Origin of the sequence: Paenibacillus chitinolyticus NBRC 15660 (genome assembly GCF_000739915.1) — a bacterium.
Taxonomy (GTDB): domain Bacteria; phylum Bacillota; class Bacilli; order Paenibacillales; family NBRC-103111; genus Paenibacillus_F; species Paenibacillus_F chitinolyticus.
On record NZ_BBJT01000019.1, the window covers coordinates 1 to 26588 of the forward strand.

19 protein-coding genes and 14 tRNA genes are annotated in these 26588 nt (G+C 51.6%); 26 read left to right on the forward strand and 7 right to left on the reverse strand.

The genetic code is table 11. The features are described 5' to 3' along the window. Positions 1 to 52: 52 nt before the first annotated feature. The 15 genes from PCH01S_RS26985 to PCH01S_RS27055 all read left to right on the forward strand — a co-directional run bounded on the left by PCH01S_RS26985 (position 53) and on the right by PCH01S_RS27055 (position 3906). Positions 53 to 144: transfer RNA gene (locus tag PCH01S_RS26985), tRNA-Ser, on the forward strand. 7 nt (positions 145 to 151) lie between these two features. Next, positions 152 to 225: transfer RNA gene (locus PCH01S_RS26990), tRNA-Met, on the forward strand. 11 nt (positions 226 to 236) lie between these two features. After that, positions 237 to 308 (forward strand) — tRNA-Glu (locus PCH01S_RS26995). A 42-nt stretch (positions 309 to 350) separates the two neighbouring features. Next, positions 351 to 426 (forward strand) — tRNA-Val (locus PCH01S_RS27000). Between the two features lie 17 nt (positions 427 to 443). Continuing rightward, a tRNA-Met gene (locus PCH01S_RS27005) sits at positions 444 to 520 on the forward strand. Positions 521 to 528: 8 nt separating this feature from the next. Next, positions 529 to 605 (forward strand) — tRNA-Asp (locus PCH01S_RS27010). A 24-nt stretch (positions 606 to 629) separates the two neighbouring features. Continuing rightward, a tRNA-His gene (locus tag PCH01S_RS27015) sits at positions 630 to 705 on the forward strand. A 25-nt stretch (positions 706 to 730) separates the two neighbouring features. Continuing rightward, a tRNA-Gln gene (locus PCH01S_RS27020) sits at positions 731 to 805 on the forward strand. Positions 806 to 814: 9 nt separating this feature from the next. Then, positions 815 to 890 (forward strand) — tRNA-Lys (locus PCH01S_RS27025). A 14-nt stretch (positions 891 to 904) separates the two neighbouring features. Beyond that, positions 905 to 988 (forward strand) — tRNA-Leu (locus tag PCH01S_RS27030). A 7-nt stretch (positions 989 to 995) separates the two neighbouring features. Beyond that, positions 996 to 1070, forward strand: a tRNA-Gly gene (locus tag PCH01S_RS27035). Between the two features lie 11 nt (positions 1071 to 1081). Further along, positions 1082 to 1158 (forward strand) — tRNA-Arg (locus PCH01S_RS27040). Positions 1159 to 1168: 10 nt separating this feature from the next. Then, positions 1169 to 1242, forward strand: a tRNA-Pro gene (locus PCH01S_RS27045). Positions 1243 to 1249: 7 nt separating this feature from the next. Next, a tRNA-Arg gene (locus PCH01S_RS27050) sits at positions 1250 to 1323 on the forward strand. Between the two features lie 417 nt (positions 1324 to 1740). Further along, positions 1741 to 3906, forward strand: coding sequence for a methyl-accepting chemotaxis protein (locus PCH01S_RS27055; RefSeq protein WP_042235134.1), 2166 nt, complete (start codon positions 1741 to 1743; stop codon positions 3904 to 3906). A gap of 355 nt (positions 3907 to 4261) precedes the next feature. Here the strand turns inward: PCH01S_RS27055 and PCH01S_RS27060 are convergent, their stop codons facing one another. From PCH01S_RS27060 to PCH01S_RS27070, 4 genes are all read right to left on the reverse strand, one after another. Continuing rightward, positions 4262 to 7141 carry an ATP-binding protein gene (locus PCH01S_RS27060; protein WP_042235136.1) on the reverse strand — a complete coding sequence of 960 codons (2880 nt, stop codon included), beginning with the start codon at positions 7139 to 7141 and terminating at the stop codon, positions 4262 to 4264. A gap of 428 nt (positions 7142 to 7569) precedes the next feature. Further along, positions 7570 to 7650: a putative holin-like toxin gene (locus PCH01S_RS31795; protein WP_219819079.1), complete on the reverse strand. Its 81-nt coding sequence runs from the start codon at positions 7648 to 7650 to the stop codon at positions 7570 to 7572. A 112-nt stretch (positions 7651 to 7762) separates the two neighbouring features. Next, positions 7763 to 10645: a DEAD/DEAH box helicase gene (locus tag PCH01S_RS27065; protein ID WP_042235138.1), complete on the reverse strand. Its 2883-nt coding sequence runs from the start codon at positions 10643 to 10645 to the stop codon at positions 7763 to 7765. Continuing rightward, the gene (locus PCH01S_RS27070; RefSeq protein WP_042235140.1) at positions 10642 to 12231 is read right to left on the reverse strand and encodes an SWIM zinc finger family protein; all 1590 of its coding nucleotides are present in this window, start codon (positions 12229 to 12231) and stop codon (positions 10642 to 10644) included. The genes PCH01S_RS27065 and PCH01S_RS27070 overlap by 4 nt, the downstream gene beginning before the upstream one ends. Positions 12232 to 12652: 421 nt before the next feature. Here PCH01S_RS27070 and PCH01S_RS27075 point away from each other — a divergent pair, with 421 nt between their 5' ends. Continuing rightward, positions 12653 to 12952 carry a hypothetical protein gene (locus tag PCH01S_RS27075; protein WP_042235142.1) on the forward strand — a complete coding sequence of 100 codons (300 nt, stop codon included), beginning with the start codon at positions 12653 to 12655 and terminating at the stop codon, positions 12950 to 12952. Positions 12953 to 13026: 74 nt separating this feature from the next. Further along, the gene (gene recQ, locus PCH01S_RS27080; RefSeq protein ID WP_042235144.1) at positions 13027 to 14826 is read left to right on the forward strand and encodes a DNA helicase RecQ; all 1800 of its coding nucleotides are present in this window, start codon (positions 13027 to 13029) and stop codon (positions 14824 to 14826) included. A gap of 343 nt (positions 14827 to 15169) precedes the next feature. On the opposite strand, the gene PCH01S_RS31000 is transcribed toward recQ, so the two are convergent. Next, on the reverse strand, positions 15170 to 15325 hold the full coding sequence (locus PCH01S_RS31000) for a hypothetical protein (protein WP_164977162.1): 156 nt from the start codon (positions 15323 to 15325) through the stop codon (positions 15170 to 15172). A 1107-nt stretch (positions 15326 to 16432) separates the two neighbouring features. On the opposite strand from PCH01S_RS31000, the gene PCH01S_RS31005 reads away from it, so the two are divergent. The 3 genes from PCH01S_RS31005 (at position 16433) to PCH01S_RS27095 (ending at position 19590) form a co-directional block, all read left to right on the forward strand. Next, positions 16433 to 17734, forward strand: a complete 1302-nt coding sequence (locus tag PCH01S_RS31005) for a sensor histidine kinase (RefSeq protein WP_164977161.1) — start codon at positions 16433 to 16435, stop codon at positions 17732 to 17734. A 20-nt stretch (positions 17735 to 17754) separates the two neighbouring features. Further along, positions 17755 to 18054 (forward strand): 4a-hydroxytetrahydrobiopterin dehydratase, encoded by a 300-nt coding sequence (locus tag PCH01S_RS27090; protein ID WP_042235149.1) that lies wholly within the window; start codon positions 17755 to 17757, stop codon positions 18052 to 18054. A 150-nt stretch (positions 18055 to 18204) separates the two neighbouring features. Next, positions 18205 to 19590, forward strand: a complete 1386-nt coding sequence (locus PCH01S_RS27095) for a molybdopterin-dependent oxidoreductase (RefSeq protein ID WP_042235151.1) — start codon at positions 18205 to 18207, stop codon at positions 19588 to 19590. Between the two features lie 236 nt (positions 19591 to 19826). Here PCH01S_RS27095 and PCH01S_RS27100 read toward each other — a convergent pair whose 3' ends face one another. Together PCH01S_RS27100 and PCH01S_RS27105 are read right to left on the reverse strand one after the other, a co-directional pair. Continuing rightward, positions 19827 to 20318: a GNAT family N-acetyltransferase gene (locus PCH01S_RS27100; RefSeq protein WP_042235154.1), complete on the reverse strand. Its 492-nt coding sequence runs from the start codon at positions 20316 to 20318 to the stop codon at positions 19827 to 19829. 264 nt (positions 20319 to 20582) lie between these two features. Continuing rightward, positions 20583 to 21026, reverse strand: coding sequence for a MarR family winged helix-turn-helix transcriptional regulator (locus tag PCH01S_RS27105; RefSeq protein WP_042235156.1), 444 nt, complete (start codon positions 21024 to 21026; stop codon positions 20583 to 20585). Between the two features lie 244 nt (positions 21027 to 21270). Between PCH01S_RS27105 and PCH01S_RS27110 the strand changes: the two genes are divergently transcribed. The 6 genes from PCH01S_RS27110 (at position 21271) to PCH01S_RS27135 (ending at position 26510) form a co-directional block, all read left to right on the forward strand. After that, positions 21271 to 21741, forward strand: coding sequence for a GNAT family N-acetyltransferase (locus PCH01S_RS27110; RefSeq protein ID WP_042235158.1), 471 nt, complete (start codon positions 21271 to 21273; stop codon positions 21739 to 21741). A 126-nt stretch (positions 21742 to 21867) separates the two neighbouring features. Then, positions 21868 to 22704: a sulfurtransferase gene (locus PCH01S_RS27115; protein WP_042235160.1), complete on the forward strand. Its 837-nt coding sequence runs from the start codon at positions 21868 to 21870 to the stop codon at positions 22702 to 22704. A gap of 328 nt (positions 22705 to 23032) precedes the next feature. Further along, positions 23033 to 23605, forward strand: a complete 573-nt coding sequence (locus tag PCH01S_RS27120; RefSeq protein ID WP_042235162.1) for a helix-turn-helix transcriptional regulator — start codon at positions 23033 to 23035, stop codon at positions 23603 to 23605. Then, entirely contained in the window at positions 23589 to 24575 is a 987-nt protein-coding gene (locus PCH01S_RS27125) for a BtrH N-terminal domain-containing protein (protein ID WP_042235164.1), read from the forward strand. Before PCH01S_RS27120 ends, PCH01S_RS27125 begins: the two co-directional genes overlap by 17 nt. 408 nt (positions 24576 to 24983) lie before the next feature. Further along, positions 24984 to 25565, forward strand: a complete 582-nt coding sequence (locus PCH01S_RS27130; protein WP_042235166.1) for a TetR/AcrR family transcriptional regulator — start codon at positions 24984 to 24986, stop codon at positions 25563 to 25565. A 57-nt stretch (positions 25566 to 25622) separates the two neighbouring features. Continuing rightward, complete coding sequence (locus PCH01S_RS27135) at positions 25623 to 26510, forward strand: alpha/beta fold hydrolase (RefSeq protein WP_042235168.1); 888 nt, start codon at positions 25623 to 25625, stop codon at positions 26508 to 26510. The last annotated feature ends 78 nt before the right edge of the window (positions 26511 to 26588 follow it).

A 26588-nucleotide genomic window follows, 5' to 3' on the forward strand; every position in this document is an offset into this window, starting at 1 on the left:
GCAGTCCCACAACTGTGGGTTTTTTTATGGGATTTTGTCTCGTATGCACAATGGAGAGGTGTCCGAGCTGGCCGAAGGAGCACGATTGGAAATCGTGTAGGCGCCAAAAGCGTCTCGAGGGTTCGAATCCCTCTCTCTCCGCCAGTATTAAGGCGGCGTAGCTCAGCTGGCTAGAGCGTACGGTTCATACCCGTGAGGTCGGGGGTTCGAGCCCCTCCGCCGCTATAGATACATAAGGCCCGTTGGTCAAGGGGTTAAGACACCTCCCTTTCACGGAGGTAACAGGGGTTCGAATCCCCTACGGGTCATTTACCTTTCTTAAGGTAAGAAGTACAGCAAGATTCAATTATGGACGCTTAGCTCAGCTGGGAGAGCATCTGCCTTACAAGCAGAGGGTCGGCGGTTCGATCCCGTCAGCGTCCACCATATATGCTTTTTACTGACGCGGGGTGGAGCAGCCCGGTAGCTCGTCGGGCTCATAACCCGAAGGCCGCAGGTTCAAATCCTGCCCCCGCAACCAATTTATATGGAGCTGTGGTGTAGAGGCCTAACATGCCTGCCTGTCACGCAGGAGACCGCGGGTTCGAATCCCGTCAGCTCCGCCATTTTTAACAACGCTAGTATTTGTGGCGGTCGTGGCGAAGTGGTTAACGCATCGGTTTGTGGATCCGACATTCGGGGGTTCAATTCCCCTCGTCCGCCCCATTACCTTGATATGAGTTTTAAATATTGGGGGTTAGCCAAGCGGTAAGGCAACGGACTTTGACTCCGTCATGCATAGGTTCAAATCCTATACCCCCAGCCATTTAGTTATGAGCCATTAGCTCAGTTGGTAGAGCACCTGACTTTTAATCAGGGTGTCGAAGGTTCGAGTCCTTCATGGCTCACCATGATTGTTTTATGTGCGCGTGTGGCGGAATTGGCAGACGCACTAGACTTAGGATCTAGCGTCTTTGACGTGGGGGTTCAAGTCCCTCCACGCGCACCAGATTTATGCGGAAGTGGCTCAGCGGTAGAGCATCGCCTTGCCAAGGCGAGGGTCGCGGGTTCGATTCCCGTCTTCCGCTCCATAATTTCATACGTGCCCTTAGCTCAGCTGGATAGAGCGTTTGACTACGAATCAAAAGGCCGGGAGTTCGAATCTCTCAGGGCACGCCATTATTACTTTCGGGACGTAGCTCAGCTTGGTAGAGCACCTGGTTTGGGACCAGGGGGTCGCATGTTCAAATCGTGTCGTCCCGATACGTCTGTCCCAGTAGCTCAGTTGGATAGAGCAACGGCCTTCTAAGCCGTGTGTCGGGGGTTCGAATCCCTCCTGGGACGTAATCTAATTAACATTAGATGCCGTGAAAACCGTCTAAATCCTTGTGCATCAAGGGTTTGGCGGTTTTTTGTTGTTTGAGAATGACATAGAATAACATATGTTTTTGATTTTTTTACACACGATTTTACACAAATCCGAGCCCTCTTTTCCTAAGTTTAAGCGATGAGCTGTATATTTTTAAAACGAATAATGAAAGGGTTATCATATATTTATTGATCGGATTTTTAAAGTTTTTCTGTATAAAATACCTCACTTTCTATGTTATTTGATGTAAATTTTATGTGTATTTTTTGACCATTGTTCAAAACTTTTAACCCCATTAAACCGATATAATTGATTAGGACATAGAAAATGGATGTCATCTCTTTTAAGTAAATACACATAGACGTTTAAACAGAAAGAGGGGGATTAAAGAGATGAAAAAAGAAATGCTAACGAAAAGCTTTAAAGGATTGAACCGGAACTCGCTAAAGGTGAAGATTCCGCTTCTTTTATTAATTCTGGCTTTGGTTCCGCTGCTTGTCTCGGAATATTTTCTCAGTAATCAATTCACATCGGTACTCCGGAAAAGCATAGAGGAGAATCAAGTGAAGATAACGACGTATACGGCCGATTACATATCTTCGACACTTGTTCAGAAAGTATCTACGGTTCAGAGTGTAATCCAAAACCATACTGAAATGGGCACTCAAACGGAGGCCCAAAAAATCGCGATTCTTAAAACAATGTCGGAAAACGATACCGAGGTGAAGATTGCTCTGTTTGCGGATAAAGACGGACAGGCGGTCGATCAGAACGGCAAGAAAAGCAGTCTCGCGAATGACGAGACGTTTAAAAGTGTCAAAGATACGAAGAAAAGGGTTGTGTCCGATATTATTAAGGACTCCAGCTCCAATCAATATTCTTTGAAAGTCAGCGCGCCTGTCATAGGGGCAAATGGAGAATTCGCAGGTATGCTGCAAACCTCGATAAATCCGAGCCGGATGATCAATCAGGTCAACAAGGTAAAGATCGGCGAGACCGGATATGCGTATCTCATGTCCAAAGAAGGCATCTACATGGTTCATCCTCAGACTGACCGTATCGGTAAGCCGTTATCGGATATGGCGACTCCGGAAAGACTGGAGCTTTTCAAAAAGACGGTACTTGTTAAAGAGCAGGGGCAAGTGGCTTATAAGGAAAAGGATAATACGAATAAGGCCGCGGTTTACGAAGAAATCAAGGTTCCTGGCTGGCGCATAGTCGTAACAGGAAACTCGGACGAAATTTATTCCCAGGTTGATCAGGTAAACTTCGTCGCCAAGATAATCGTTCTCGTTTCCGCTATTGTTGTAGTAGCTGCCGCAATCTGGCTGTCTACGTTTATTTTGAAGCCTCTTCTCGGTATTTCCGCTATGATGAAACGGATCGCCGGAGGAGACTTGTCCAGAAGGTTAAAGGTACAATCGCAGGATGAGATGGGAGACGTGCAGCAGAACATCAACGAGATGCTGAATTCCTTCTCTGCGCTTCTCCAGAAGTTAAGCATGGCGATTGAGCATATGGCGGCATCGTCCCAGCAGTTAAGCGCTATTGCAACCCAATCGGCGGATGTTTCCCAGAATGTGAATCAGACTGTCCTGGTTATGGTAAAAGGGGCGGAGACCCAATTCGAAACGGCTGAACAAACAACGGAGGCCATGAATGAAATGGCGGCGGGTGTGACCAAAATTGCGGATTCCGCCTCTACGGTGTCGGAGGTCGCACAGGGAGCCGTGCAAAGAGTAAACCAGGGTTCAAGAGACATGCAGGATGCGATTCACCAAATCCAACAGGCAAGCGAAGCAGTGGAAGCAACTTCCCTGACTATAAAGGCGCTGGAGGAAAGCTCAGCCCGTATTCATCAAGTAGTCGGGTTTATATCCGAAATCGCCAAACAGACGAATTTGCTTGCTTTAAACGCTTCTATCGAGGCGGCACGCGCGGGCGAGCACGGAAGAGGGTTCGCCGTGGTTGCGCAGGAAGTGAAAAATCTTGCGGAACAAACCTCCGGGGCGACAGTCCAAATCAACGACACGATCAAACAAGTACTGTCGGCCACCAAACAGGCTGCCGCGTCGATGTCGCACGGCAAAGCCGAAGTGGATCGGGGCGTAGAGCAGGTGCGCAATACGGATAGGGTGTTTGAGGATATTCTCGAGACCGTATCGTCGATAAACGGGCAAATCCAAGAAGTTTCCGCGGCGACACAGCAAATTTCGGCCGGTACGGAAGAGGTCGCGGCTTCCATGCAGGAAACGGTTCAAATTTCCAGAGATTCGCTTGGCAAAATGAACGACATGTCGCGTTCCACGGAAGAGCAGCACGCCGGTATGAAAGAGATCGTCATTTCCGCATCCGAGCTTAACCGGTTAGCTTCCGAGCTCCAGGAACTGTCCGGCAAGTTTACCGTAGAGAGGAACGCAGCCGAAGACAACGAAACCGAGGACAAAGAGGCCGGCAACAAAAAGATCAAACAGCCGAAACAGAAACGACAGAAGCCGGACAAGCCGATAAAAGGGGCCAAGAAAGGCAGAGCGGGTAAGGGCAATACAGAGAAATAGAGTGTTACCGGCAGGATTAGGATTGAAGCGGTAAGTACCCGACAAGGGCATACAGTGGCTTAAATGTGCCCTTACGGAACTACTGAGCTGCAGAGCTGCAGAGCACAAAGTCGGTAGAAGGCAGCTAAGTGTATGAACTCTTCATGCCGAATGAAAAGTCGCAGTGAATGTGAGGCATCAAGGGAGCAAATCCGAAACAGATGAGTCTTTAAGATTTGTCCCGGTTGGTAGGGGAAATAGATCTGAACGCAGCCTGCGTACAATCAACGACTGACAGATCAAACGACAAAAAAGCTATCTCCGAATTACCGGGATAGCTTCTTTGTTGTTTTCTTTTTAAAATACAGGGTCCGGATTACTTCTCTTCATCTTCCGTTTCGATTTCAAATTCAATGGTGTCGGCGTTTACTCTGACATCATGTACTTTAATCCCGTTACGCTCCAAGGAGGACGTGATCAGATTGCGGTCTTGCGACGGAAAGACATAGGAAGGCTTGTCTCTGTTGCTGAGAAGATCCTGAGCGACTTGAATGAGTCTTTCCATCGTAAACGGCTTCCGCATGAATTTCTCGATATCTTTCTCGTGGTAATCGAGAGGCGGCTCCAAAGCGGTGGAGACAATGACAGGCGTCCGGTTATAAACGGGATGGTGGTAGAGTTCCGAAATGAAATCCCATCCCGTCAGGCTGCCTTCCAGATGAATGTCCACGATGAAGAGCAGCGGCGCTTCCGTCGTTTTGCGCTTTAAGGAGAGAATGCCTTCCTCCGCGGAACGGAGCTGAACGGAAGGAAGCTGAAGCTTCGCAAGCGCGACTTGGATCAGTTTAGCGAGGTTGTCGTCGTCCTCGAAAATAACGATTTTGTTATTGAGCGAGACCATTTCAAACGGAACCAGCTCGACTGTAAAGGTAGAGCCTTTGCCCATCTGGGAACGAAAGGTGAGCTTACCCTGATGGCCTTCCACAATCTCTTTGACGATAGCAAGCCCAAGTCCGGTGCCGCCGATTTGCCTGCGGTCGGAGTTATCTACCCGGTAGAACTTGGAGAAAAGGTGCTCTTTCGCCTCTTCCGGAATTCCGAGCCCGTAGTCGGTCACATCAATGAAAACGGAACCGCCGCTTTCGCGGATCTGGAGATCTATCCGTTCCGCACCCGGGGAATATTTGATCGCATTGCTGAGCAGGTTCTGAACGACCTGGCGGAGCCGGTCGCTATCCCCGCGGACCCAAACTTCTGCCGGCGAAAGGACGGATATCCCAATGTCATGGTTTTGTTTGTCCTGCCACTTCTCGACGATGTCGTAAACCAGTTCCTTCATATCCACCGGGGCAAAATGATACACCTGGCGGCCGGATTCCATTCGCTGGAGATCGAGAAAATCGTTAATGAGATTGGCCAGACGCGTAGCTTCTTTAAAAATGGTATCCAGGTATTTCTGCTGCTTCTCGCGTGGAAGCTCACGGTGGATGAGAATCTCGATGAAACCGAGCACGCTGGCCAGCGGCGTACGAAGCTCGTGAGACACGATACTGACGAACTCGTTCTTCATGGCATCGATGCGCTCTTCCTCCGTCCGGTCGCGGAATACGAACAGATAACCGGATTCATCGCTATCGTTCTCGCCGACCGAGGTGGCGTAAATCTCCGTGAACTGCGGTTCTTCTCCGTTCATAAAGGTGAAGCGCTCGTTAAGCTGGTTGATATCGCCGTCAAACAGCGCTTTAATGGACTGCGAAACGCCGGTGAATCCGCTTGACGACGCGGCGATTTCCTGGCAGGAATCCACGAAGTCGTGTCCGATCTGCTCATCCAGATGGAAGAACTTATGCATCTGATTGTTCGCGATCAGAATTTTGCCGTTTCGGTCGCACATCATCATGCCTTCATGCGCCGCTTCCAGAATCCCTTCGATAAGATCGCGCTGGGACTCGATATACTGCTTCTCCAGGACGAGCTGATCGTTAAGCTCTTCCAGGTGTGCGGCCTGCTTGCGGCGCTCGTCGTTCATAATCTGGGCGTAAAACGCCAGATCGAACTGACGGATCAGACCCAGCGTCAGCCGCTCCTTCTCTTCATGCCGGTCGAAGCCATGGAAGTTGGTCAGGAGCAGGAAGCCGATCACCTGCTGCCGGTCATCCTGCAAAGGGAAGTAATGATCGACGGCAACGGAAATGCCGTCATGAAACCCCCGCTCCGCCTCGGTCGCTTCCCGCTTCTGAACAAAAGCGCAGCCTTCGTCGAACACCCGTTGAGACGCGCCGTAAAGCTCGCTCTGGGCTCTGGAGGCGAAACTGCGGGGATACCCGCTGGAGAAGAGCACCTCATAGTGTTCGGCCTCCTTGCACTTCAGAACGACAAGAGCCGCGTCATAGCTGACGGAATCGAGAAGGGCGGGAATCGAATGCTGCAGGAATTGCTTCAGCTCCGTAAAGCCGGTGAGCTTCTCCTGATAATTCGAGATCAGCTCGAGCTCCCGTTCGCGGTCGGACAGCTTAGCCAGCGTAATCTGCTGCTCTTCCTGCTGGGCGACAATTTCCTCGTTCTGGGCTTCGAGACTTTCGGCCATGAACCGGTAGGTTTCCTCGCTCTTGCGGAGCTGAGATTCGGCACGGCTGGCACGCAGTTGGATCAGGCCCGACCAGATTCCGATCAGGATACCGAGAATGCCGCCGCTCAAAATGATCATCCGCGAGACGGCCCCGGCTCTCTTAATGGAGTCGTGGGAAGAGTCGCTGATTTTGTTCAGCACGTCCAGGATGCTAAGGTGCAGAGTTCTGTACTGGTCCATATACTGTTTGCCGATATTGATACGCCCTTGGGCTTCCTGTACTTTACCCGACTGCACAAGTTCGATTTGGGAGGTGTAGAATGTAAGCATTTTCTGAATATGCGGATTCACTTGTGTCTGTATGAGTATGCGGAGATCGTCATGACCCGATTCAAGCGTGCGAATGACTTCCAGGTCTTTCTGAAGTGCCGCTTTGCCGTTCTCGTAAGGCTCCAGATATTTCGGATCGCTGGAGATCAGGTAGCCGCGTATGCCCGTTTCCTGGTTGAGCAGGTCTTGAAGGAGATTGTTGGCTGCCGATATGACGGGAATAGCGTTTTCAATAACCGCATCGCTCTGCCGCTCCATATTCAATGAAGAGATGTAACTGGACGTTCCGACGAGAGCAAGGAGTAAAACGATGGCAATCACGTACGAAAGAGATAAGCGCGAGCGATTGAATTTCATGCGTTCACCTGGTTTCTGAAAATAATTCTGGAAAAATCCAGCAACAGTCCACATTCGACATGAAAAGACGAAATCCTGCATAAAACGAGCGTACTTTTCGTCATTGTTCTCCAGAGCGAAATGGGGTAAAATGGAAGTAGGACAAGCCGTAATGCCGACCTGATTTCAGGGAATTAAGAAAGAATTGATTTTGTTTTGCTGATGCACTGTGTTAAAATACGGGTAGTTAACGTATAGATGGATTATGTGTGCGCGTGCAGCCGTGGCACTTTTGTATTTTTATGCATAAGCTATACCGTTCTCCATGCCAAAAAGACCGCGGATGCGGGGGCATCTGCGGTCTTTTTCAATAGCTCGCCCTTCAAGGGTGATCAGCTGCATATGGTGTGACGAAGATAGACCTCCAAGGCCGGTTGCCCAAGGGAGGTCTATTTCTTCTTCTGTGAAAGAATGAGAACCACTAAGCTCGCAAATGAGATCATCAGCGTCAAAGCGTCTTTAACTTCCACAGGGCATCACCTCCTACTCGAGAAGGTTAGCCGACCACCCTTGAAAATGCCTAGTCTATTGTAACTTTAGTATACCACCAATGTGGGAAAAGTTATAGCATTTTTTACCATTTCACCCATTCATCCATTCCATCCGCAAAGCAAGCAGATCACGCAGCTCGTCCGTAGACAGCTCCGTAATCCAATTCTCCCCGCTGCCCACAATTTGCTCGCTCAGACCGAGCTTTCTCTCGATCATTTCATCGATTTTCTCTTCCAGCGTACCGAGCGTAACGAATTTGTGCACCTGCACGTCCCGCGTCTGTCCGATCCGGAAAGCACGGTCCGTCGCCTGGTTCTCCACGGCGGGATTCCACCAGCGGTCAAAATGAAAGACGTGATTGGCGGCCGTCAGGTTCAGACCGGTTCCGCCTGCTTTAAGCGACAGCAGAAAGACGGAGAACTGCTCTTCCAGGGGAAGCTCTGCGTTCTGAAAACGGGCGATCATCGCATCCCTTGTCTGCCGCGGAGTGCCTCCGTGCAGGAAGGAGACGGACTCGCCGAGCTCGCTTTGCAAAATTTCCTGGAGAAGATGGCCAGTCTCCACGAATTGAGTGAAGATCAGGCACTTGTCGCCCTGCTGGCGCAGCTCCTGCACCATGTCCAGCAGACGCTCCACTTTACCGGAGCGGTTGCGCCAATCGGTGCGGGGTCCCTCGCGCATAATGAGCGCGGGATGGTTGCAGATCTGCTTGAGCTTCGTCAAAGCGGCAAGAATATGCCCTCTGCGTTCCATCGGAGACATCGCGTCGACTTTCTCGAAGAGGTCACGGATGTAATGCTCGTAGAGCGTACCCTGCTCGGCCGTAAGCGTCACGAATGTCTTGGACTCGTTCTTCTCCGGAAGATCGAGCTGGATGGCGGGGTCTTTCTTGATGCGGCGCATCAGGAAAGGCCGCACGAGGCGCTGTACGCCGGAGATCAGACCGCTGTCGCGGGATTTCTCGATCGGCGTGACGAACCGCCGCGTAAACTGCGTGAGCGTGCCGAGATAGCCGGGATTGAGGAAATCGAAGATGGACCACAGCTCCGTCAGCCTGTTTTCCATCGGTGTACCCGTCAAGGCGATCCGGTGGAGGCCCGAGAAACTGCGGATCGCGGCCGCTTGCTTCGTGTACGGATTCTTGACATTCTGGGCTTCGTCCAGACAGATGCAGCTCCAGGACACCTCGCGCAGTTCCTCCTCATCGAGGTGGGAAAGCGTATACGATGTGATGACGAGGTCCGCGCCTTCTACGGATTCCGCGAAGAAGCTTCCTTTGGCGCGCTGCGGCCCGTAATGAACGTGAACGCGGAGGTTCGGCGCAAAACGGCGCAGCTCCATCTGCCAGTTCCCGATTACGGAGGTTGGGCAGATGAGCAGGGAAGGCGCTTCCGGAGCTTCGGTTTCCTTCACCTGAAGAAGATAGGTGATGTACTGGATGGTCTTGCCGAGACCCATGTCGTCAGCAAGACAAGCCCCCAGGCCGAAGCGGCGCAGGAAGAGCAGCCACGTGCTGCCCTCCAACTGATAAGGACGCAGCGTCCCCAGGAAAGAAGCCGGGGGATCGATGCGGGGCAGCTCTGCCGTGCGCGTGAGCTGCTGGAACAGCCGGCGGAGCTGGCCGGTCAGCTCGATCTCGACCGCAGGCGGCCGGTTGTCGGGATCGGCGGCTTCGTCCGCCGGTCCCTCCGGCTCTCCGCCCGTACCGCCGCCCAGCAGCTGGAGCTCCAGCACCTCGCGCAGCGTAAGTCCCTGCTGCCGGTCCGCTCTGGCCAGCAGCTCCTCCGCTTGGCGCAGGAACTGCGGGTCGAGCTGGACCCAGCGGCCGCGGATGCGGATGAGCTTGCGCTTCTCTTCGAGCAGTTGGAGGAATTCTTCCTCGCTCAGCTCGAAATCGTCGATGGCGACGCGCCAGTCAAACTGCATAAGCTGGGTAAGCCCGAACATCGACTCGCCGCCTCCGCCGCCAAGCGAATTTTTGAGCTTGGCCTGGAGCTTGGGGCGCAGCTTGCGCGCCCGTTCCCACCAGGCGGGCAGCATGACGGCGAAGCCCGCCTCCACGAGCCGCACGCTGCCTTCCGCGAGGAAGCGCCACGCCTCCTCGTCGCTCAGGCGCGTGCGGAGCTGCGGCGGCTCTCCTTCGTCCGCCGCGTTCAGCCACGGCAGAAGGCGCAGCCATCTGCCGACATCCCGCGGGACGCGTCCGAGGTCCGCAGCCCAGGACTCCGGCAGGGCCAGCTCGCCTTCCAGCGGCTCGCCCGCCGGAGTTACGGCGCGCAGGATCGTGTCGTCGGATCGGTCCTGCAGCAAGATTTGCAGCCTCCAGTCCGGGTCCCCCTCGGGTTCCATGAGCTGGAGGCTGGAGCGGAACGGCGTCGGATCGTGCTTCCAGCCGATCGACACGAGCCAGTCCTCTTCGTCCAGCCAAGTATCGGCAGGACGTGTACCCAGCCGCAGCAGCGGATGCGCCTCTTCGAGCCGGCGGAGCGCCGCTTTGCGGGAGCCGTCGGCTTCGATCCAGGCGGGGATGAGCTGGTCGAGCCACAGCTCCGCCTGCGAGGTAACGGACGCGGCGGCCTCTCCTTCGAGCTGCAGCTTCCAGCTCAGGGTGCCCGCCTTCCACTGCTCGTAATCGGGAACGAAGCGTCCTCCGGCAAGCGCTTCCTTAACTTCGGGAGCGAGTCTTCGGAGATTCGCGGTGTCCGTATCCCATCGGATGGAAAGATGCTTCACCGTATGCGGATCGGCGAAAAAATCCAGCGCCGTAAGTGCGGGCAGGGACAAGCCTTCACGGTGTCCCCATTCGGTCGTCTCAATAAAGGTTCCGTAAAAGGAAGGGGCATGCCAGGCGAAAAGCAGGCCCTTCAGATCTTGTGCGTCCCAGATGCCGCCGTTCTCCCGAGTTCCCCACACGAAGAAGGCGCCGGACGGCATCCAGACGGCATGAACCGTCAGCGGACTCGTTTCTATCATGGCAGCCAGCTTCCTTTCTCCAGTTCTTCCTGAAACGCGCGGAGGCGGACGAAGTGATCCGACAACCGGTTAATGTATGTCTCCCATTCACGCTTCCGCCCGAGGGTCGTGTAATAGCCGTGAAGTTTTTTCAGAAGGCGGACAGCGGTTTTATAAGACGTCCGGTTCTTCTCCAGCACAGATCGTTCTACGGCCTGATGGTATAGGGGGAGAAGAAGGGACGGATCGGATTCCTCTACCGATCTCAGCTCCAGGGCATACAGGTTCTGGGGGCCGATCCGGTTGGCGATTTGCAGATCCACCCACTGCCGGTAGCGCTTCGTTTGAAGCAAATAGCCGGTGTAAACATAGTACGAACGCGGAAGAAGCGTCTCCATAATGCGAACCCATTCGTCGTCCGCATCGGCATGCTTGGCGGCGTCCGTCCAATACTGGCAGAGCAGGCGGAAATCGTCCTGTGCCGCAGACTGCATAGTCGGAGCGAGCCAGCGGAGCCAGCTCAGCAGGATGTCCCATTCGGCGCGTTCATGGCAGCGTCTCATATAGAGGATAAAATCTCTTGCTCTGCGCTGATGCAGAGCCTCCAGTCTAAGAAACGCCGCGTCCGCGTTGTTCTCCATGAGGTCGAAATGAGCCCGGGCCACAAGCAGAACGTCCTGCTTGCGGTTCCGGCGGCTTTCCTCCCGTTCCTGGAGCTGCTTATCCAGCCGTTCTTTCTCGCGCTTGATCCATTCCGCTTTCTTCGGCAGAGCCCACCATACCGCCCGGTAGGCATACAGCCAGTCGTTCGGTCCCTCTTTGCCCTGGAGGGCCAGAGAGGCCAGGCGGTTCAGCGCTTCCGTCCAGCGCTTGGGGTGCTCTTTGACCGAGACCGGAAGCGCGGGCGAAGCCAGAAGCCGGTCCAGACGGGACAGGCAGTCGGCCGCGGCCGTTTTGGCGTTGGATTCATGGTAGCCGGATAAGTAGGAATTTTTCGTATCTCCAAAAAACTGTTCCATGCGGTGCATCACAAAAAAGTTCACGTGCAGGTCGTATAGAAGGCGGATGCCGTCCGGCCAGCCGGAGGCAAAAGCTTGAAACCGCTCGAAAGCGGAAGTGACAAACAAATCGAACGAATACTGATGAGAAATCGAAAAACCGTGATACTGCGCTTCAAAAAAGCGGTGCCAATCTTCGGGAGAGCCTCCCGGCACCGGTTCGGAAGTGCGGCGCTTGGACTCGCGGTCGGCGTTCTTGGCGGACTTCCGCTTCGTCGTCATCGCGCGCTTCAATTCCTGAACAAGCAGTTCAGGCCTGCCGTGAGGAACGTACAAGGCAAAGATAACCGCTGCCATGTGTCTGCACGGTTTATCGAACGAGCAGGTGCAGTCACCCGCACTGAAGCTTTCCAGATCGATCGTGGTATGGTAACGGTCGTTGCCCCGTACCGATGCATGCACGACCGTTCCTCCCACAAGTTCCACGCCGCTCACGCGGCCTTTGTGGTGAAACAACCAACCCCGTTCCATATCCTCGGGGTCCATGTGGGTCTGCATCTGCTTGATCAAGTAGTTCATTCTGTTCTTGGGTATTTGCAGTTCGAGCATTCCGTCTGAACCTCCGGGGTATCCTGATCTCTCCATAGTACCAGATTTTTTCCTGTTTTGCCCATTGGTTTAGGATTGGCTAATGGAGGATTTTTTAGACGTGCCGTCAAGATAGGTGAAAGGGGCCTCGGCCTTATAAAAAAACCGCATCTGCCGGGAGGCGGCAGTCCTCGCTCGGGAGCACGCATGCGCACGGTCCGGCATGTAATAAAAAGAATAAACCGGCAGGGAAAAAAGGGCGAGGCTGCCGGAGCCTTCCTACCATTTTACCACTATACGTCTGCTGATTCAGGAATTCGGTTAAAATAATGAAAAACGAACGCAGGTTTGGAAATTCAAACACCCCGGTGTTATACTGGGAACACAAGAGCAAGGCTCCGGAGCAGGAGCTTTTTCCACTTAAGGGAGGCACTCGAAACGTATGGGGATCAAGTTCGGCAGAGAGTACGAAGACATCATCCGCGATTTGATGAACGGGCTTGGGCATGTGGACGGGTTTTACGGATTTTTTGAAATGAGCGAGACGGATTGGCATGAGCTTCCCGAGGAAGACCGTCAAGAATGCCTTCGTACGCTGGCCGACGATGTGTTCTACGGACTCGGTTCCGAGCCGCTGCTCCAGATTGCGGACGCGAAGGTACGCTATTTGAAGGATAGACACCTGATTCAGATCGACCATGACGATCAGGTTGTCACGATTGTGCGGCTGACATCCGCGTAAGCACGGATACGAAAGAGGTTCCGGTCTTTGAAGGCCGGTCCGCCCAGGAAAAGAAACAAGAGGTGCAATCTAACATGCTAGCCAAAGCGCAAGAGCTTCTGCAGCAGTATTACGGATACCCGGAATTCCGGGAAGGTCAGAAACGCATCATTTCCGCCCTGCTGGAGGGAAGGGATACACTCGGCATTATGCCGACCGGCGGGGGGAAATCAATCTGCTACCAGATCCCGGCGCTGATGATGGAGGGCGTAACGCTAGTCGTCTCGCCTCTCATCTCGCTGATGAAGGACCAGGTCGATGCGCTGCATACGGTCGGCATTCCGGCGACCTTCCTGAACAGCACGCTGGAAGCGGGAGAAGCCGGACGCCGGATTAGGGAGGCGATGCAGGGCAAGTACAAGCTGCTGTATATTGCCCCCGAGCGGCTTGAATCCGACTGGTTCCGCCAGTGGATGCATTCCATGAATATCTCATTCGTTGCGATAGATGAGGCGCACTGCGTCTCTCAGTGGGGGCATGACTTCCGCCCCAGCTATGTCAATATAGCTCCGTTCGTGCAGGACCTTCCGAGCCGTCCGCTCGTTGCGGCTTTTACCGCCACGGCGACCACGGAGGTTACGCAGGATATTGCCCGGCTGCTGGAACTCGACGACCCGGAGGTCGTGGTAACGGGCTTCGGCCGGAGCAATCTGGAGCTGTCGGTACTGCGGGGCGTCAACAAACGCGACTTTGTTTTCGACTACGCCAAGGCGCACACTCACCAGCCCGGCATCGTCTATGCGGCCACGCGTAAAGAGGTGGACGAGCTGTACGAGCAGCTGCGCCGCAAAGGCCTGGCCGCCGGACACTATCATGCCGGACTTTCCGACGAGGAGCGGGCCCGCAATCAGGAGGCCTTTCTCTACGACGACGTACGGGTGATGGTCGCCACGAACGCATTCGGGATGGGGATCGACAAGTCCAACGTCCGGTACGTGATTCATTACAATATGCCGAAAAACATGGAGGCGTATTACCAGGAAGCGGGCCGTGCGGGCCGTGACGGGGATCCCAGCGAATGCATGCTGCTGTTCAGCGCCCAGGACATTCTGACGCAGAAATTCCTTATCGAACAGAATCAGCTTTCCCAGGACCGCAAGAGCAACGAGTACAAGAAGCTGCAGACGATGATCGACTACTGCCACACACCGCGCTGCCTGCAAAATTATATTTTGCAATACTTCGGGGATGAAGGCGAGCTTGTGCCCTGCGGGAATTGCAGCTCGTGTAAGGATGACCGCGAAACCGTAGATATTACGGTGGAAGCGCAGAAAATCTTCTCCTGTGTGCGCCGTATGCAGGAACGGTTCGGGATCTCGATGGTTGCCGGCGTCCTGAAAGGATCACGGAACAAGAAGGTGCTTCAGTACAAGTTCGACAATCTGCCGACCTACGGCATTATGAAGGACCGGACCGAGAAAGAAATCGCCGATCTGATTAACGTGCTTATCGCGGAAGGGTACATGGGTTTGTCGGAGGGGCAATATCCTGTCGTCCGGCTCCAAGCGCCTGCCGTAGAGGTATTGCAGGGGCGTGTGCAGGTGTTCCAGAAGGTAACCCCGAGCCAGCCGCTGGAGTCGGCCGTGGACAACATGCTGTTCGAGCAGCTGCGTCTGCTGCGCCGGGACATGGCCGCGAAGGAAAAAGTGCCGCCGTACATTATTTTCAACGACAGTACGCTTCGTGAAATGAGCGAGCGCTGCCCGACGACCGAGGCTCAGATGCTGAAGATCAAAGGCGTCGGCGAGGTGAAGTTCCGCAATTACGGTCTTCCTTTCCTGGAGCTATTGCAGGAATACGTGCGGGAGCAGGAGGCTTACGCAGGGGAGTTTTGATTTGAGGCAAGGGACTTATTGTTATAAACATTTATAAGGCATTCTTTGAGGGATATGTTGGAAGCGGCTCGGACCGACTCCACTACTCCTTAAAGGATGCCTTTTTTGCTTATAAAAATAGTGGATGCTTCTTACAGTCATTGCTCATAAGTTCATGCTTGGCTTGATTCATGTCGGTTGTATTCATTTACTCAAATTTGAGGATTCTTAGCAGAATCATTAGCAGGTATATATAACCTTTTGTATAATATAAATGGTAAATATGTCGAATGAAAATAGCCTCTAAACCTAGAGGCTATTTTCAAGAAAACGTATCCAATTTTAATCTAGTTAAAATAAATGGTTAGCACCATGCTAATTTATAGATTGTATTTTTCTCCAGTTGTTGCTTTAAAATTTCTTCGACACTTAAGCGTGCAGTAGAATTTGCATTCTTCAACTTTTCCGACCTGATTTCTTTCTTCAATTCCGGCGACCATAAAATAAGAGTTTGATCCATGACAAAACCTCCTTTAATTGTTGGAAAATATAAGTAATTATAACATTTTTGTAGAGGTGAAGTATATTGACTAAGCGAAATCTTATCATTTTTTTATGTTTTTTAATATTTGTAAGTTTACAGGCTCGCTTTCTCAATTTGATCTATACGAATCCTTACTTAGGGATCTATTTGAAGGAGAATTCCGAGAAAAAATGGAGTGTCGATTCGTTCGATCCGCTAGGTGTGGGTAAATATTATGATTTAAAAAAAGGAGACGTTATACAACAAATCAACGGCAAGGATTCGATGGATCATACGGAGTTCAGACTATGGCGAAATGTAGAGAAGGCAGATGCGCTGACTGTTGCCAGGGGTTCTGAAGTAATGGAAATTCATTTTGACCAAAAAGTAAATATTCAGATACATGATTTGATTGCGCTATTTTTTGAAATGGTTTGCTTTTCTTTGGCCGGCTTCATTTATCGTAAAGGAAACGGCAACAATCAAGAGATGTCTGCGAAATATCTTGCCCTTGTTTTTTTCGCTATCGGGGCAACATTTATGGCTTTGGGAGCCTCCAACAGGGGAGATATTTCGGCGAAGATCTTAATATCAACTTTCATTGTTCTGATCCCCTGTTTTTTCTTGCATTTTTTAATCTTTTTCTTCAAACAAAAGAGGATCAATATTCCCTCCGAGGGTGCTTTACGGTTTTGGTATAGCATCATTATTTTCTGCACGCTTATCCGGATGTTATATTTTATCGATCCTCTTGCTTATGATATTTATATATGGTTTAACCTGATAGTTATTCCATGTTTTTTGTGCTGTTTATTCAATAATTTCTGGCTTTTACACCAAGTCAATAAAAAAGTTAAAAGGAACAGGGAACTAAATTCTTTGCTGAAGACGATTTGGTATTCGTTATTCATCAGTTTTGCGCCGTTTGCTCTGCTTTCTTTTCTTCCTGCTTTGATTATTCAAAGGGAACTCGTACATTCTTTTTACACAAGCTGGTTTGTTTTTATTTTTCCGGTTTCATTTGCTTATTTGATCTTATCTAAGAAACTTTACGATTTGGATTTATATATGCGCCGAATTTTGTTTTCAGCAACTATTTCAATTGTGCCGAGTGTTATTACGGTATCTTGCATTACCTTTATTTTTCATATGCATATTTCATGGATAGAAATCACTTATATATTTACAGTCATCCTGTTTATTTTCTCCAGCTTCGCTTACTCCATGGAATACTTCACTACCAAACTCGAAAAATTCATGTTTCCTCGTAAGTATTTTTTACAGCAGTCCCTTAAGAAAATTTCCAAAGCTCTTGGAACGATCACTAATTTTAACGCACTTAAGGAAATCATCCTCAACGATATTGTCACTACCCTCGAAATCCACGGCGGAGCCATCGTATTTGTAGAAAAAGACGGCATCCAAGTTATTACGGCGGGTGACATCGATGAGGAAGATGTTAAAACCTCTATGGAAAATGGAGTCTACAAAGGGGACAAGTATACGGCTTTTGAAATCAACCGGCACGAAGAGTATCGAAGTTTCCTGGTTGTAACCGGCAAAAAGTCCAACACGCATCTCGGCCAGGAAGACCGGCACTGGATCAATTTAATCGTGACTTATCTGTCCGCGAGCCTGGAGAATGTATACCTCATCCGTAAGCTGACACTGAAAATGTACGAGCTGATGGCGAATATCCCGAACGAAGAGGCAACGCCGGAATTTGTGTGGCTCCGCAAAACGATGTACGACATTCAGGAGAAGGAACGCATCCGCATTGCGATGGACTTGCACGATACGACGATGCAGGATCTTTTTCTGCTCAAAAGAAGGCTGTACCCGATTCTTCAGCGTTTCCCCAAGATGACGGACGAGTATGGACAGTTGACGGGCATTCTAACGCATATCGATTTGATTAATGAAAACTTACGGCAGAGCTGCTTCGAACTGAATCCTTATGTGCTGCAAAAGACGGGACTAATCGGCAGTATCCGCAAACTGGTCGATGTGGAGAGTTCCTACAGCGAATTTCAGGTTAATTTTATCGCCGACTGTACGGCGCAGATCGAGCTGCTTGAGGTCGAAAGGAAGAAGCACCTGTTCCGGGTCATTCAAGAGCTGCTCAATAATGCGAAGAAGCACTCGCAGGCTGAGCATGTCACGATCCGTCTGGTGGAAGAGAACAGCAGCATCAATCTGTTTTATGAGGATGACGGGATCGGGTTCGATCGCCAGTTAAAAGAGATGAACCGCAAGAACCGGATTATTTCGGGAGCGGGCATCGGGCTTGATCAGATGCAGGGAAGGGTGCTGCTGATGAACGGTGAGTTCTACATGGATACCGAACGTGGAAAAGGTGTACAGATCGAGATTCGAATCCCATTCCTGGAGGGTATTTCTGCTTAGAGGGGAAAGGAGGGAACACAATGGCTGCTGCAAATAAGCTTTCTTACGATCAGGTGGCTGTGAAGCTGGCCGGTTTGAACGGCTGGAATTTGCGGGATGAACGCACCATCGAGAAAACATATGAATGCCGTGATTTCAAAACGGCCATTGATTTTGTCCGCCGCGTGGCCGATGTGGCAGAGTCTCTAAATCATCATCCCTTTATCAAGGTGGACGATAGACGGGTAACGATGCAGCTCAGCACGCATGATGCGGGCGGTCTCACAGACCTTGATTTTACTTCGGCGGTACAATACGATGGTGTGCTTCCTGTAGCCTAGCCTCCGGCTTCAACCGGATGATAGATAGTGGACCGCTGTCTTGCGGTCTCTTTTTGTGAGAAGGTACGGCCGTTTGTTAAAATAAAAGAAAACCATTCACATGAAAAAAGGTTAATCACGTTAACGATGAAGCGGGAGGAGCAGACCGGTATGGAACGTAAGAATAACTGGCTGTCGGCCGGGTTCGGCAAGAAACTAAACCGTCTGCACGCCTGGAATGCTTGGGTCACGCTTGCACTGGCCCTGACCGGCATCGTACTCAGTATCGGCTGGATCCGGGGCGACCTGGGGGCTCTGCGTGTGGCGCTGAAGCAGGGGCACATCTGGCTCGGCGTGCTCTCCATCTTCCTGCTGGCGCTGTACGTGCCGCTGCTGCCCAAGCATCTGGGGCAACTGCGCAAGCGCAGGAAAGCCGGGCAGCAGGGCAATCTCGCCGGCGTGCTAGTGTTTACGGCCGGCTGGATTGTCAGCGGCGTCATCCTGTGGCAGTTCCGCAGCCTGCCGCCGGTGTGGAGCAATACGGCCCTGTTCGTCCACGATGCCTTTACGTGGGTGGGCGTGCCGTATTTGCTCTACCACTCCATCACCCGAAGCCGCTGGGTGAAGAAGCGCAGCGCGGGGCGGCCCGCCTCCGCCTCAGCGCCGAGTCCGCCTGCACGGGCAGCCGAAGCCGCACGTCCACAGGCGGATGCGCCGCAGCCTATCCTGCGCGCGGATACGGGCGCCATCTTCCGCGACGAGACGCGGGATGCCGGCGGAGCGGCGGAACAGCCGAGCGCCTGGAGCGACTCGCTGGGAAGGCGCATGACACGGGGCGCCTTCCTGAAGCTGGGCGCGGCGGCGGCGCTCGCGGTCGTCATCGGCCCATCGTTCGTCAGGTGGGCCCGCGGCAATCTCTTCGGCGGGGGAGGGCTGGAAGAGGCGGTGCGCGCGGATGCGAACCGCATGCTTCCGGCCCCCGTGCCGCTGGCGGAATCGTCGCCTCCCGTCGGCGGCGGGGCGAAGGGGGATTTCCGGATCTATACGGTCACGGAAATCCCCGCGTTCTCTTCCGACAACTGGGCGTTCAGCGTGTCGGGGATGGTCGACAAGCCGCTCCGGTTCACCTGGGAGGAGCTGCAGCAGGTGGAACGCCTCGTCCAGGTCAGCGACTTTCACTGCGTTACGGGCTGGTCGGTGAACAGCGTGACCTGGGAGGGCATCCGGCTGTCCGAGCTGCTCCGCCAGGCAGGGGTACGGCCCGGAGCGGGCTTCGTGAAGTTCATCTCCGGGGACGGGGTTTATACGGACTGCCTCAGCCTGGAGCAGGCGCGCATGGATGAAGTGCTCGTCGCGCTGCTCATGGACGGCAAACCCATCCCGCAAAAGCTCGGAGGGCCTGTCCGCCTTATCGTCCCGAGTATGTACGCCTACAAATCGGTCAAGTGGCTTCAGAGCATCGAGCTGATCCGCGATGAGCATATCGGGTACTGGGAAGTGCGGGGGTATGACAAAGACGCCTGGGTTCCCGCTTCCCGGCTGAAAAAGGGCGTTTAATGCGGCTTGGGACTTTGCGAGCCGCGCCGTTCCAAACAAGGGGAAGGGGAAAGGCTTGGCCCCTCCCTTGTCTTGTCGGACATCCGATTGCAGATCGTTTCCGTATGCACGGTCTCTATGTCCGGTAGGGGGCAAAGCACTTCGTTTAGTTGTAAGCGTTATCAAAACAAGGTGGCGCAAGCCCTTGCCGAAAGAAAGACCGCAGAGAAGATAGCCAAAGGCGCAGCCGGAAAGCTTTACGCGGGCTCCGCTCCGTGAACCATGCAGTGCATCATGGCCATACCGGTTGGGGTCATCCGCTCGTACGTATCCGTGACGGCAAAACCCGCCCGGATGTAAGCTTTTATGGCACGCTCGTTGCGTACGAGCACTTCCAAGTCAATTTCGTTGCCGGGATTCCGTCTGCGCGCTTCGGCAACCAGGCATTCCACGTATGAAGGCCCGAGCCCCTGCCCGCACAGATCCGGCCGGATTCCGAGTCCGAGGCGGGTCACGCCCGTCAGAGGGAAAAACTGCACAAACCCGCACAACTCGTCCCGCTCGTCGACAATGGCCGCATACTGTTTTTCACGGATATCGGGATCGGCGAATTCTTCCGCTCTCGCTGAAAGCTCTTCCCAGGAGGGCCAGTTGTATACGCTGTAGGGGGCGGGATAGGACCAGGTACAGATGGCCTTGCCATCGGTTTCGGTAAAAGGGCGCACGCGCCATGAGGTTGCAAGAGTCATGTTTTGTCCGCCTTTGGTTAAAATAGGATTGGGTCTATTATAGAACAGAATTCTGTATTAGAACAGGTGAAGTTAACCCTATACAGACTAAGAACAGCCGCATGGAACGAATGCTATGGTGAAGCGGGGTGATTCCGGAATAATCCGCCGAAAAGTAAAAACGGCCCCTTATCCCCGGTAATTTTCATGAAGGAATAGGCCGTTATTGTGTGTACAATATTCGGATGTGGTACCGCTTGCGCAGGAGGGACAGCTATCGTCAAGCTAGTCTGCCGCTTCCTCTCCTTTATCGAGGTTGTCGATCATATGAGCGAAAATACGCGACATATTGGTCATGTCCTCGTCGGTTAAGCCCTGCATCATGCGCTTGATAATGCCGAGCCGATACTCACTCATCACTTTTACCATCTCGCGGCCTTTCTCAGTAACAGCCAGGAACACGACACGGCGATCTTCTTCCGTCCGTATCCGTTCCGCATAGCCCCCGGCAATCAGTTTGTCCGACATTCCTGTGATAGCTCCCGCCGTAATAAACAACGCTTCCGCCAGGCTCGATACTTTCTGGGGTCCTTCTTTGACCAGCGTTTCCAGAATAAGAAACTGCGATTTGGAAAAAGAGCGGTCGACGTACTTCGTCCATTCATTGGACAATTTCCTCAAGAGCTGTCTGAAGGACTTTTCCATCTCAAGATAACCCTGATCGGGCATGATCCATCTCCTTTACCGGGCATAAGATTCTAAAGAAATATTTAGATCTAAATCATATACCGCTATAGATATTTTTCTTATAGGGTTCCATATGGTAAACTTATACTTACCCCCGTTTATTATCTCTATTATAAAATACCTTGTCTATAAGGGCAAAAAGAAATCCCACATTTTTTGTCGATAAAAATCAAGTGACAGGAATGGGAAATTAAGGAATACTAAGGGTTAGAAGAGGAGGTTGTGTATGAGCCGTGTTGAAATACGCGAGGCGGAGCTGAACGACCGTGATGCTCTCCGTGGGTTAATGAACACTTATATTTACGATTTTTATCACTATCCGCGTCCGGAAGAGGAAAAGTTGGAGAACCTGCTGGATGTCTTGATGGAAAAGAAAGCAGGCACGCAATTCGTCGCCGTGTACGACGGGGAGTTAGTCGGTTTCGCCACCTTATATTTTACATATAGCACGCTCCGCACGGGCAAAGTCGTTATTATGAACGACCTGTTCGTGACGGAGAAATGCCGGATTCAAGGCGTCGGTACCAAATTGTTCCGTGCATGCAACCAGTATGCCGCTTATAATGGCTATGTGGCCATGCTTTGGGAAACGTCCAAGGCCAATGAGAATGCTCAGAAATTTTATGAGAAAATGGGCGGAGAACGCGAAGAATGGTACCCTTACTCCATCAAACCTGTCATCGGTGTAGGAGACTAGGCGGCCGGACGGTTCTATAGCCGGGACGCTTGCGCTTCCGTCGGAGAAGGGCCGGTTCTTCCTGCTCCGCCATGCGGTTTTAAACTCAATATGCAGCCTGTAAGGGCGGGGAGGACTTTGACTCGGATGCGGAATATTGTCAGTTTGGAATGGCTTTACGAACACCTGCAGGACCCCGATCTTCTGATCGCGGACTGCCGGTTTGCGCTGGGTGAGCCGTGGAGCGGCCGCCAGGACTACAGCATCGACCATATCCCCGGTGCTTTCTATGTGGATCTGGAGGAAGACATGTCCGGCGAGAAGCGGGAGCACGGCGGCCGCCATCCTCTGCCGGATCTGGGCGCTTTCTCCATGCGCGCGAGCGCGATCGGAGTCGACGCCTCCAAGACAGTCGTCGCTTATGACGACCAGGGCGGAGCGATGGCAGCGAGGCTGTGGTGGATGCTGCGCTTTCTCGGTCATGAGCGCGTCTACGTGCTTGACCGCGGCTATTCGCAGTGGAAGGCGGCCGGTTACCCGGTAACGGCTGAAGCTCCGCAAGCAAGCCCGGCGACCTTCTCGCCGAAGGTTCAGCGGCACATGCTGGCGAGTATGGACGAGGTGAAGGCGAAGCTGGGCGAGAAGGGTACCGTCCTGATCGATTCGCGCGAGGGAGTCCGCTACCGCGGCGAGCAGGAAGCGATCGATCCGGTGGCGGGACACATCCCGGGCGCTCGGAACCGCTTCTGGAAGGACGCGCTCGACGCGGAAGGCTCCTGGCGGAGCGCGGAGGAGCAGAAGGAGAGGTTCAGCGGGCTGGAGAACGCGGAAGAGCTGATCGTGTACTGCGGCTCCGGCGTCACCGCCTGTCCGAACGTGCTCGCGCTGGAGGAAGCCGGCATCCCGGGCGTGAAGCTGTACGCGGGAAGCTGGAGCGATTGGGTCAGCTATGCGGACAACCCGGTGGCGACGGGAGAAGAGTAAGAGCCGAGAGGCCGCGTCGGACGCGGGTTTGGGGGCTGCGACAGGTTGTGAACAAGTGACCTGTTGCAGCCTTTTTTGGGCTTTCCGTTGAACAGCTTGCAAACAAGAAGCCGGAGAAAACAGTTGCAGCAGGCCCAGAACCAGCCACGGTTCAACAATTGAGACAGGTTACTGTTGAAAAGCTCGTCCAGTATATCCATCCACAAACGTGCGCGGTGTCTTTGGCTTGGGAGCAAGAGTCCGACCGTCATGCTAGGGTAGCTCTTCTTGATCTTATATTTCACTAGTGTTATATTACATATATGTAATATAACAAAGGAGAAAAACAATGAATTCTCTTTCCAACGTGGAATTTATGTTGCTGCAAATTATTGCGGAATCCAAACAAGCGTCGGGGTACCAAATCAATAAGTTAATAGAGCTTAGAGGCTACAGGGAATGGGCGAATATAGGTACTACTTCTATTTACGTCGGATTGCAGAAACTGAAAGACAAACGACTGATCCGATCCGAAGATTCCGTTCATAAGTCTGGCAAAGGACCTGTGCCGTCTACGTATGTCATGATGGAAGCGGGGATAGAAACATTAAGGAATGAAATCATCGTAAGCCTAGCTTCTACGCGGGAACGGGATAACCGTTTCGATCTCGGACTCGCGGCTCTCCCTTTTATAGGGAAAAATGAAGCCGTGGAAGCTTTGCGGAAACGGCAGAACTTTCTAGAGGAGACATTGAGGAACTTAGGTCAGAAATATGAATCGCAAGGCGGCTATCGATTGCCATTGCACGTTAGGGCTCTTTTCCGTCACCCGATGAGTCTCATTGAGACTGAAAAGACATTTGTCGCAAATCTGATCAGTGAACTAACAGGGGAACTGGAGGGACATGCCCATGTTGATTGAAGGTTTTGCTCTTTTTCAGGGAGAACACTGCGAGACGACAGCGATGGGCCATCTCCTTCAACATAAAGGTGTTCGATTATCGGAGCCGATGTTATTCGGTATAGGGCAAGGTTTGGGATTCATTTATTGGGATTCGAAGGGAATGGACTTTCCTTTTATTGGGGGTAGAGTAAAGCCTGATGAACTGTCTGCTTGCATAGCATCGCGGCTCAATTTGAATATCAGGGTGCAAGAAACCTCGTCTGTTACAAAAGCATGGCAGAACGTGCAAAGCTGCATAGACCGTGGAATTCCTGTGGGACTTAAATTAGATTCGTATTATTTAGATTACTTTACAAACAAGATACACTTTGCAGCCCACTATGCGGTGATATATGGCATGGATGACGAATATGCCTATATGGCAGACACAAGCCAACAAGGCGGACTCGTGACAACGCGATTGTCGAATTTGACTATGGCAAGAAACGCAAAGGGGCCCATGAGCTCCAGGAATCGCTCCTTTACGATCGAGCCAACGGAAACCCTTCCGCCGCTTGCACCCGCCATACGATCATCCCTTATCAACAATGCTCATGACTATTTGAATCCGCCTATCCGCAATATGGGCAATAAAGGAATCAAAAAAATGAGCGGTGAAATCCTGAATTGGCCTTCTAGAAGCAAGGATTTAGAGAAAGATCTGTGTTTGACCGCTTTATTGATGGAAAGAGCGGGGACCGGCGGCGCCTTATTTCGAAACCTGTATAGAGATTTTCTAAAAGAATGTGTGGATTTGTTCGGTGATTCTAAATTAGAGCAGGCATACTTTCTGTTTACGGAAATCGCGCCGATGTGGAACGGTGTTTCGGCATCGATTGATAATGCGGGAAGAACCGGAAATCAACAGGAGCTAAGACTTGCATCCGAGCTTCTAGTCGACATTGCGGAGAAAGAACGATTAGCCATGGAGTTTGTATCGACAATTTAACTTTATAATTGGTTTCGCAACTTAACTCGTTTTGAATCGACATTAGGGTAGAATCCGATTGCGGTGGGGGAAGAGGAGAAGGCGTAAGCAGTTATACAGGTTGTAACACGGAGTACGCCGTCGCTCATGTGACGATGTACTCCTTTGCTTTGTGTCCAGGAGTATCGAGGTCAATTTGCACGTGCATGCGATTCCACTTGATTCACAACCTCATGCGCGAGAAACAGCGGGGTCATCCCTCGTGTGGTCCTTAAAACGGGAGAGTCGACAAGGGACTAATTCGCTTCTTGATTCCCGATTGATTATTTCATTTGCAGCCAGACGCGCAAGCAGCGGCGCCAGCGTAAACAAACAACTTGTGTTTATGGAAATTTTTTTCTATAATCAATAATGAACGGAGGTTCATTTATGGTTCAAGTTTTGAAAGAGGAATTGAGGCAAGCGGTTATCAAGAGTGCTCAAGTTGAGTTTGCTCAATTCGGATATGCGGGGGCATCCATGAAAAGAATTGCGGCCCAGACAGGTATCTCCGTTGGGAACTTGTACAGATATTATAAGGATAAAGAAGACTTGTTTAATTCCGTTATATCGCCTGTGTACCATGAGCTGGAAACGCTGATAAGCAATCATCATGCTCAACCACACGGTCAAGGGAATATCTTTGAACTTATCGTTGAAGCTTTAACGAATATCGTCGTTGAATACCGTACACCACTCTTGATTTTAATCGATGGTGCTAGAGGCACCCGGAACGAAAACGCCGTTCAGAAATTTCACCAAATGATGGCGGATAATGTAGCTATGCATTTAGCGGATTACAGCAATAAGGGCGGGGAGGGTTTGAAGCCGCAAGTCGCGTGGCCTGTTTCTGTCGCATTTCTACAAGGATATTTTGAAATTATTAGGCTCCATGAAGGAACCGAAGATTGCAAAAGAATGGTTCGCCAATATTTATTGGTTTGGTTTCAAGGTCTGCAAGCTATTCTTTAAAAAGGATTACGATTTTTGCTTCAATAACGAATTTAAGTTCATTTATGGAGGGTGTAAATGAATAAGTCTATTCGTCAACACCAGACAAAAGACGGATTTATCTTAGAGTACAGCATTGTCGGCCAAGGAGAACCGGTTTTGGTTCTGCACGGGGGCCATTCGAGTTGCTATGGAGAATTAGGCAGAAACGAACTCACGGCTCGTCACTTCTCTGTCATTACTCCTTCGAGGCCAGGTTACGGCAGAACATCCAAGGAACTTGGAGAATCGCTTATTGTCGCATGTGATTCATATATCGAGCTGCTTGATGAGTTGCAAATTCCGCAGGTCAATGTTATTGCTATGTCCGCCGGAGGCCCGAGCGGAATTCATTTGGCATCCAGATTTCCAAATCGAGTAAGAAGCCTTGTCTTGCAATCCGCCGTAACCCAATGCTGGTTAAATCCTGACGACAAGCTGTATAAATTTTCCCAATTCTTGTTTCGGCCTCCTATAGAAAAATACGTTTGGACTATTATTCGACTTTTGAATAAGCTATTTCCGTCCTTTCTGTTGAGCAATATGATTCCCTCTTTTAGCAAACTGCCGAAGGAGGAGGTATTACCGCAAATCAATGATGCCGATCGTAGGAAATTTAAAAGCATTATAGCTCAACAGCGGTCAGGACACGGCTTTCTGATAGATTTGGTTCATACCGGTAAAGATGCGACTTCAGCACTTGCTGCCATCAAGTGCCCTACTCTAATTATGCATAGTATTCATGATGCATCCGTAAGTGTGGATCATGCTCGGCATGCTAGTCGACTAATACCGAACTCCCGACTTTGCGAGCTTGACTTATGGGGACACTTGATTTGGCTTGGAACAGGTGCCGATGAAATGAATCGACAGTTGTTTTCGTTCCTTGAAGCCGCAAACGATCATCAACAGTCTGCAAACAGCTGAGTCTTGACCGAACCACAACCCCTCAATCCCTTTTGCGAGAAGGCTAAACATCGTTGCTTCCTGTCGAAGGTCCTTTTT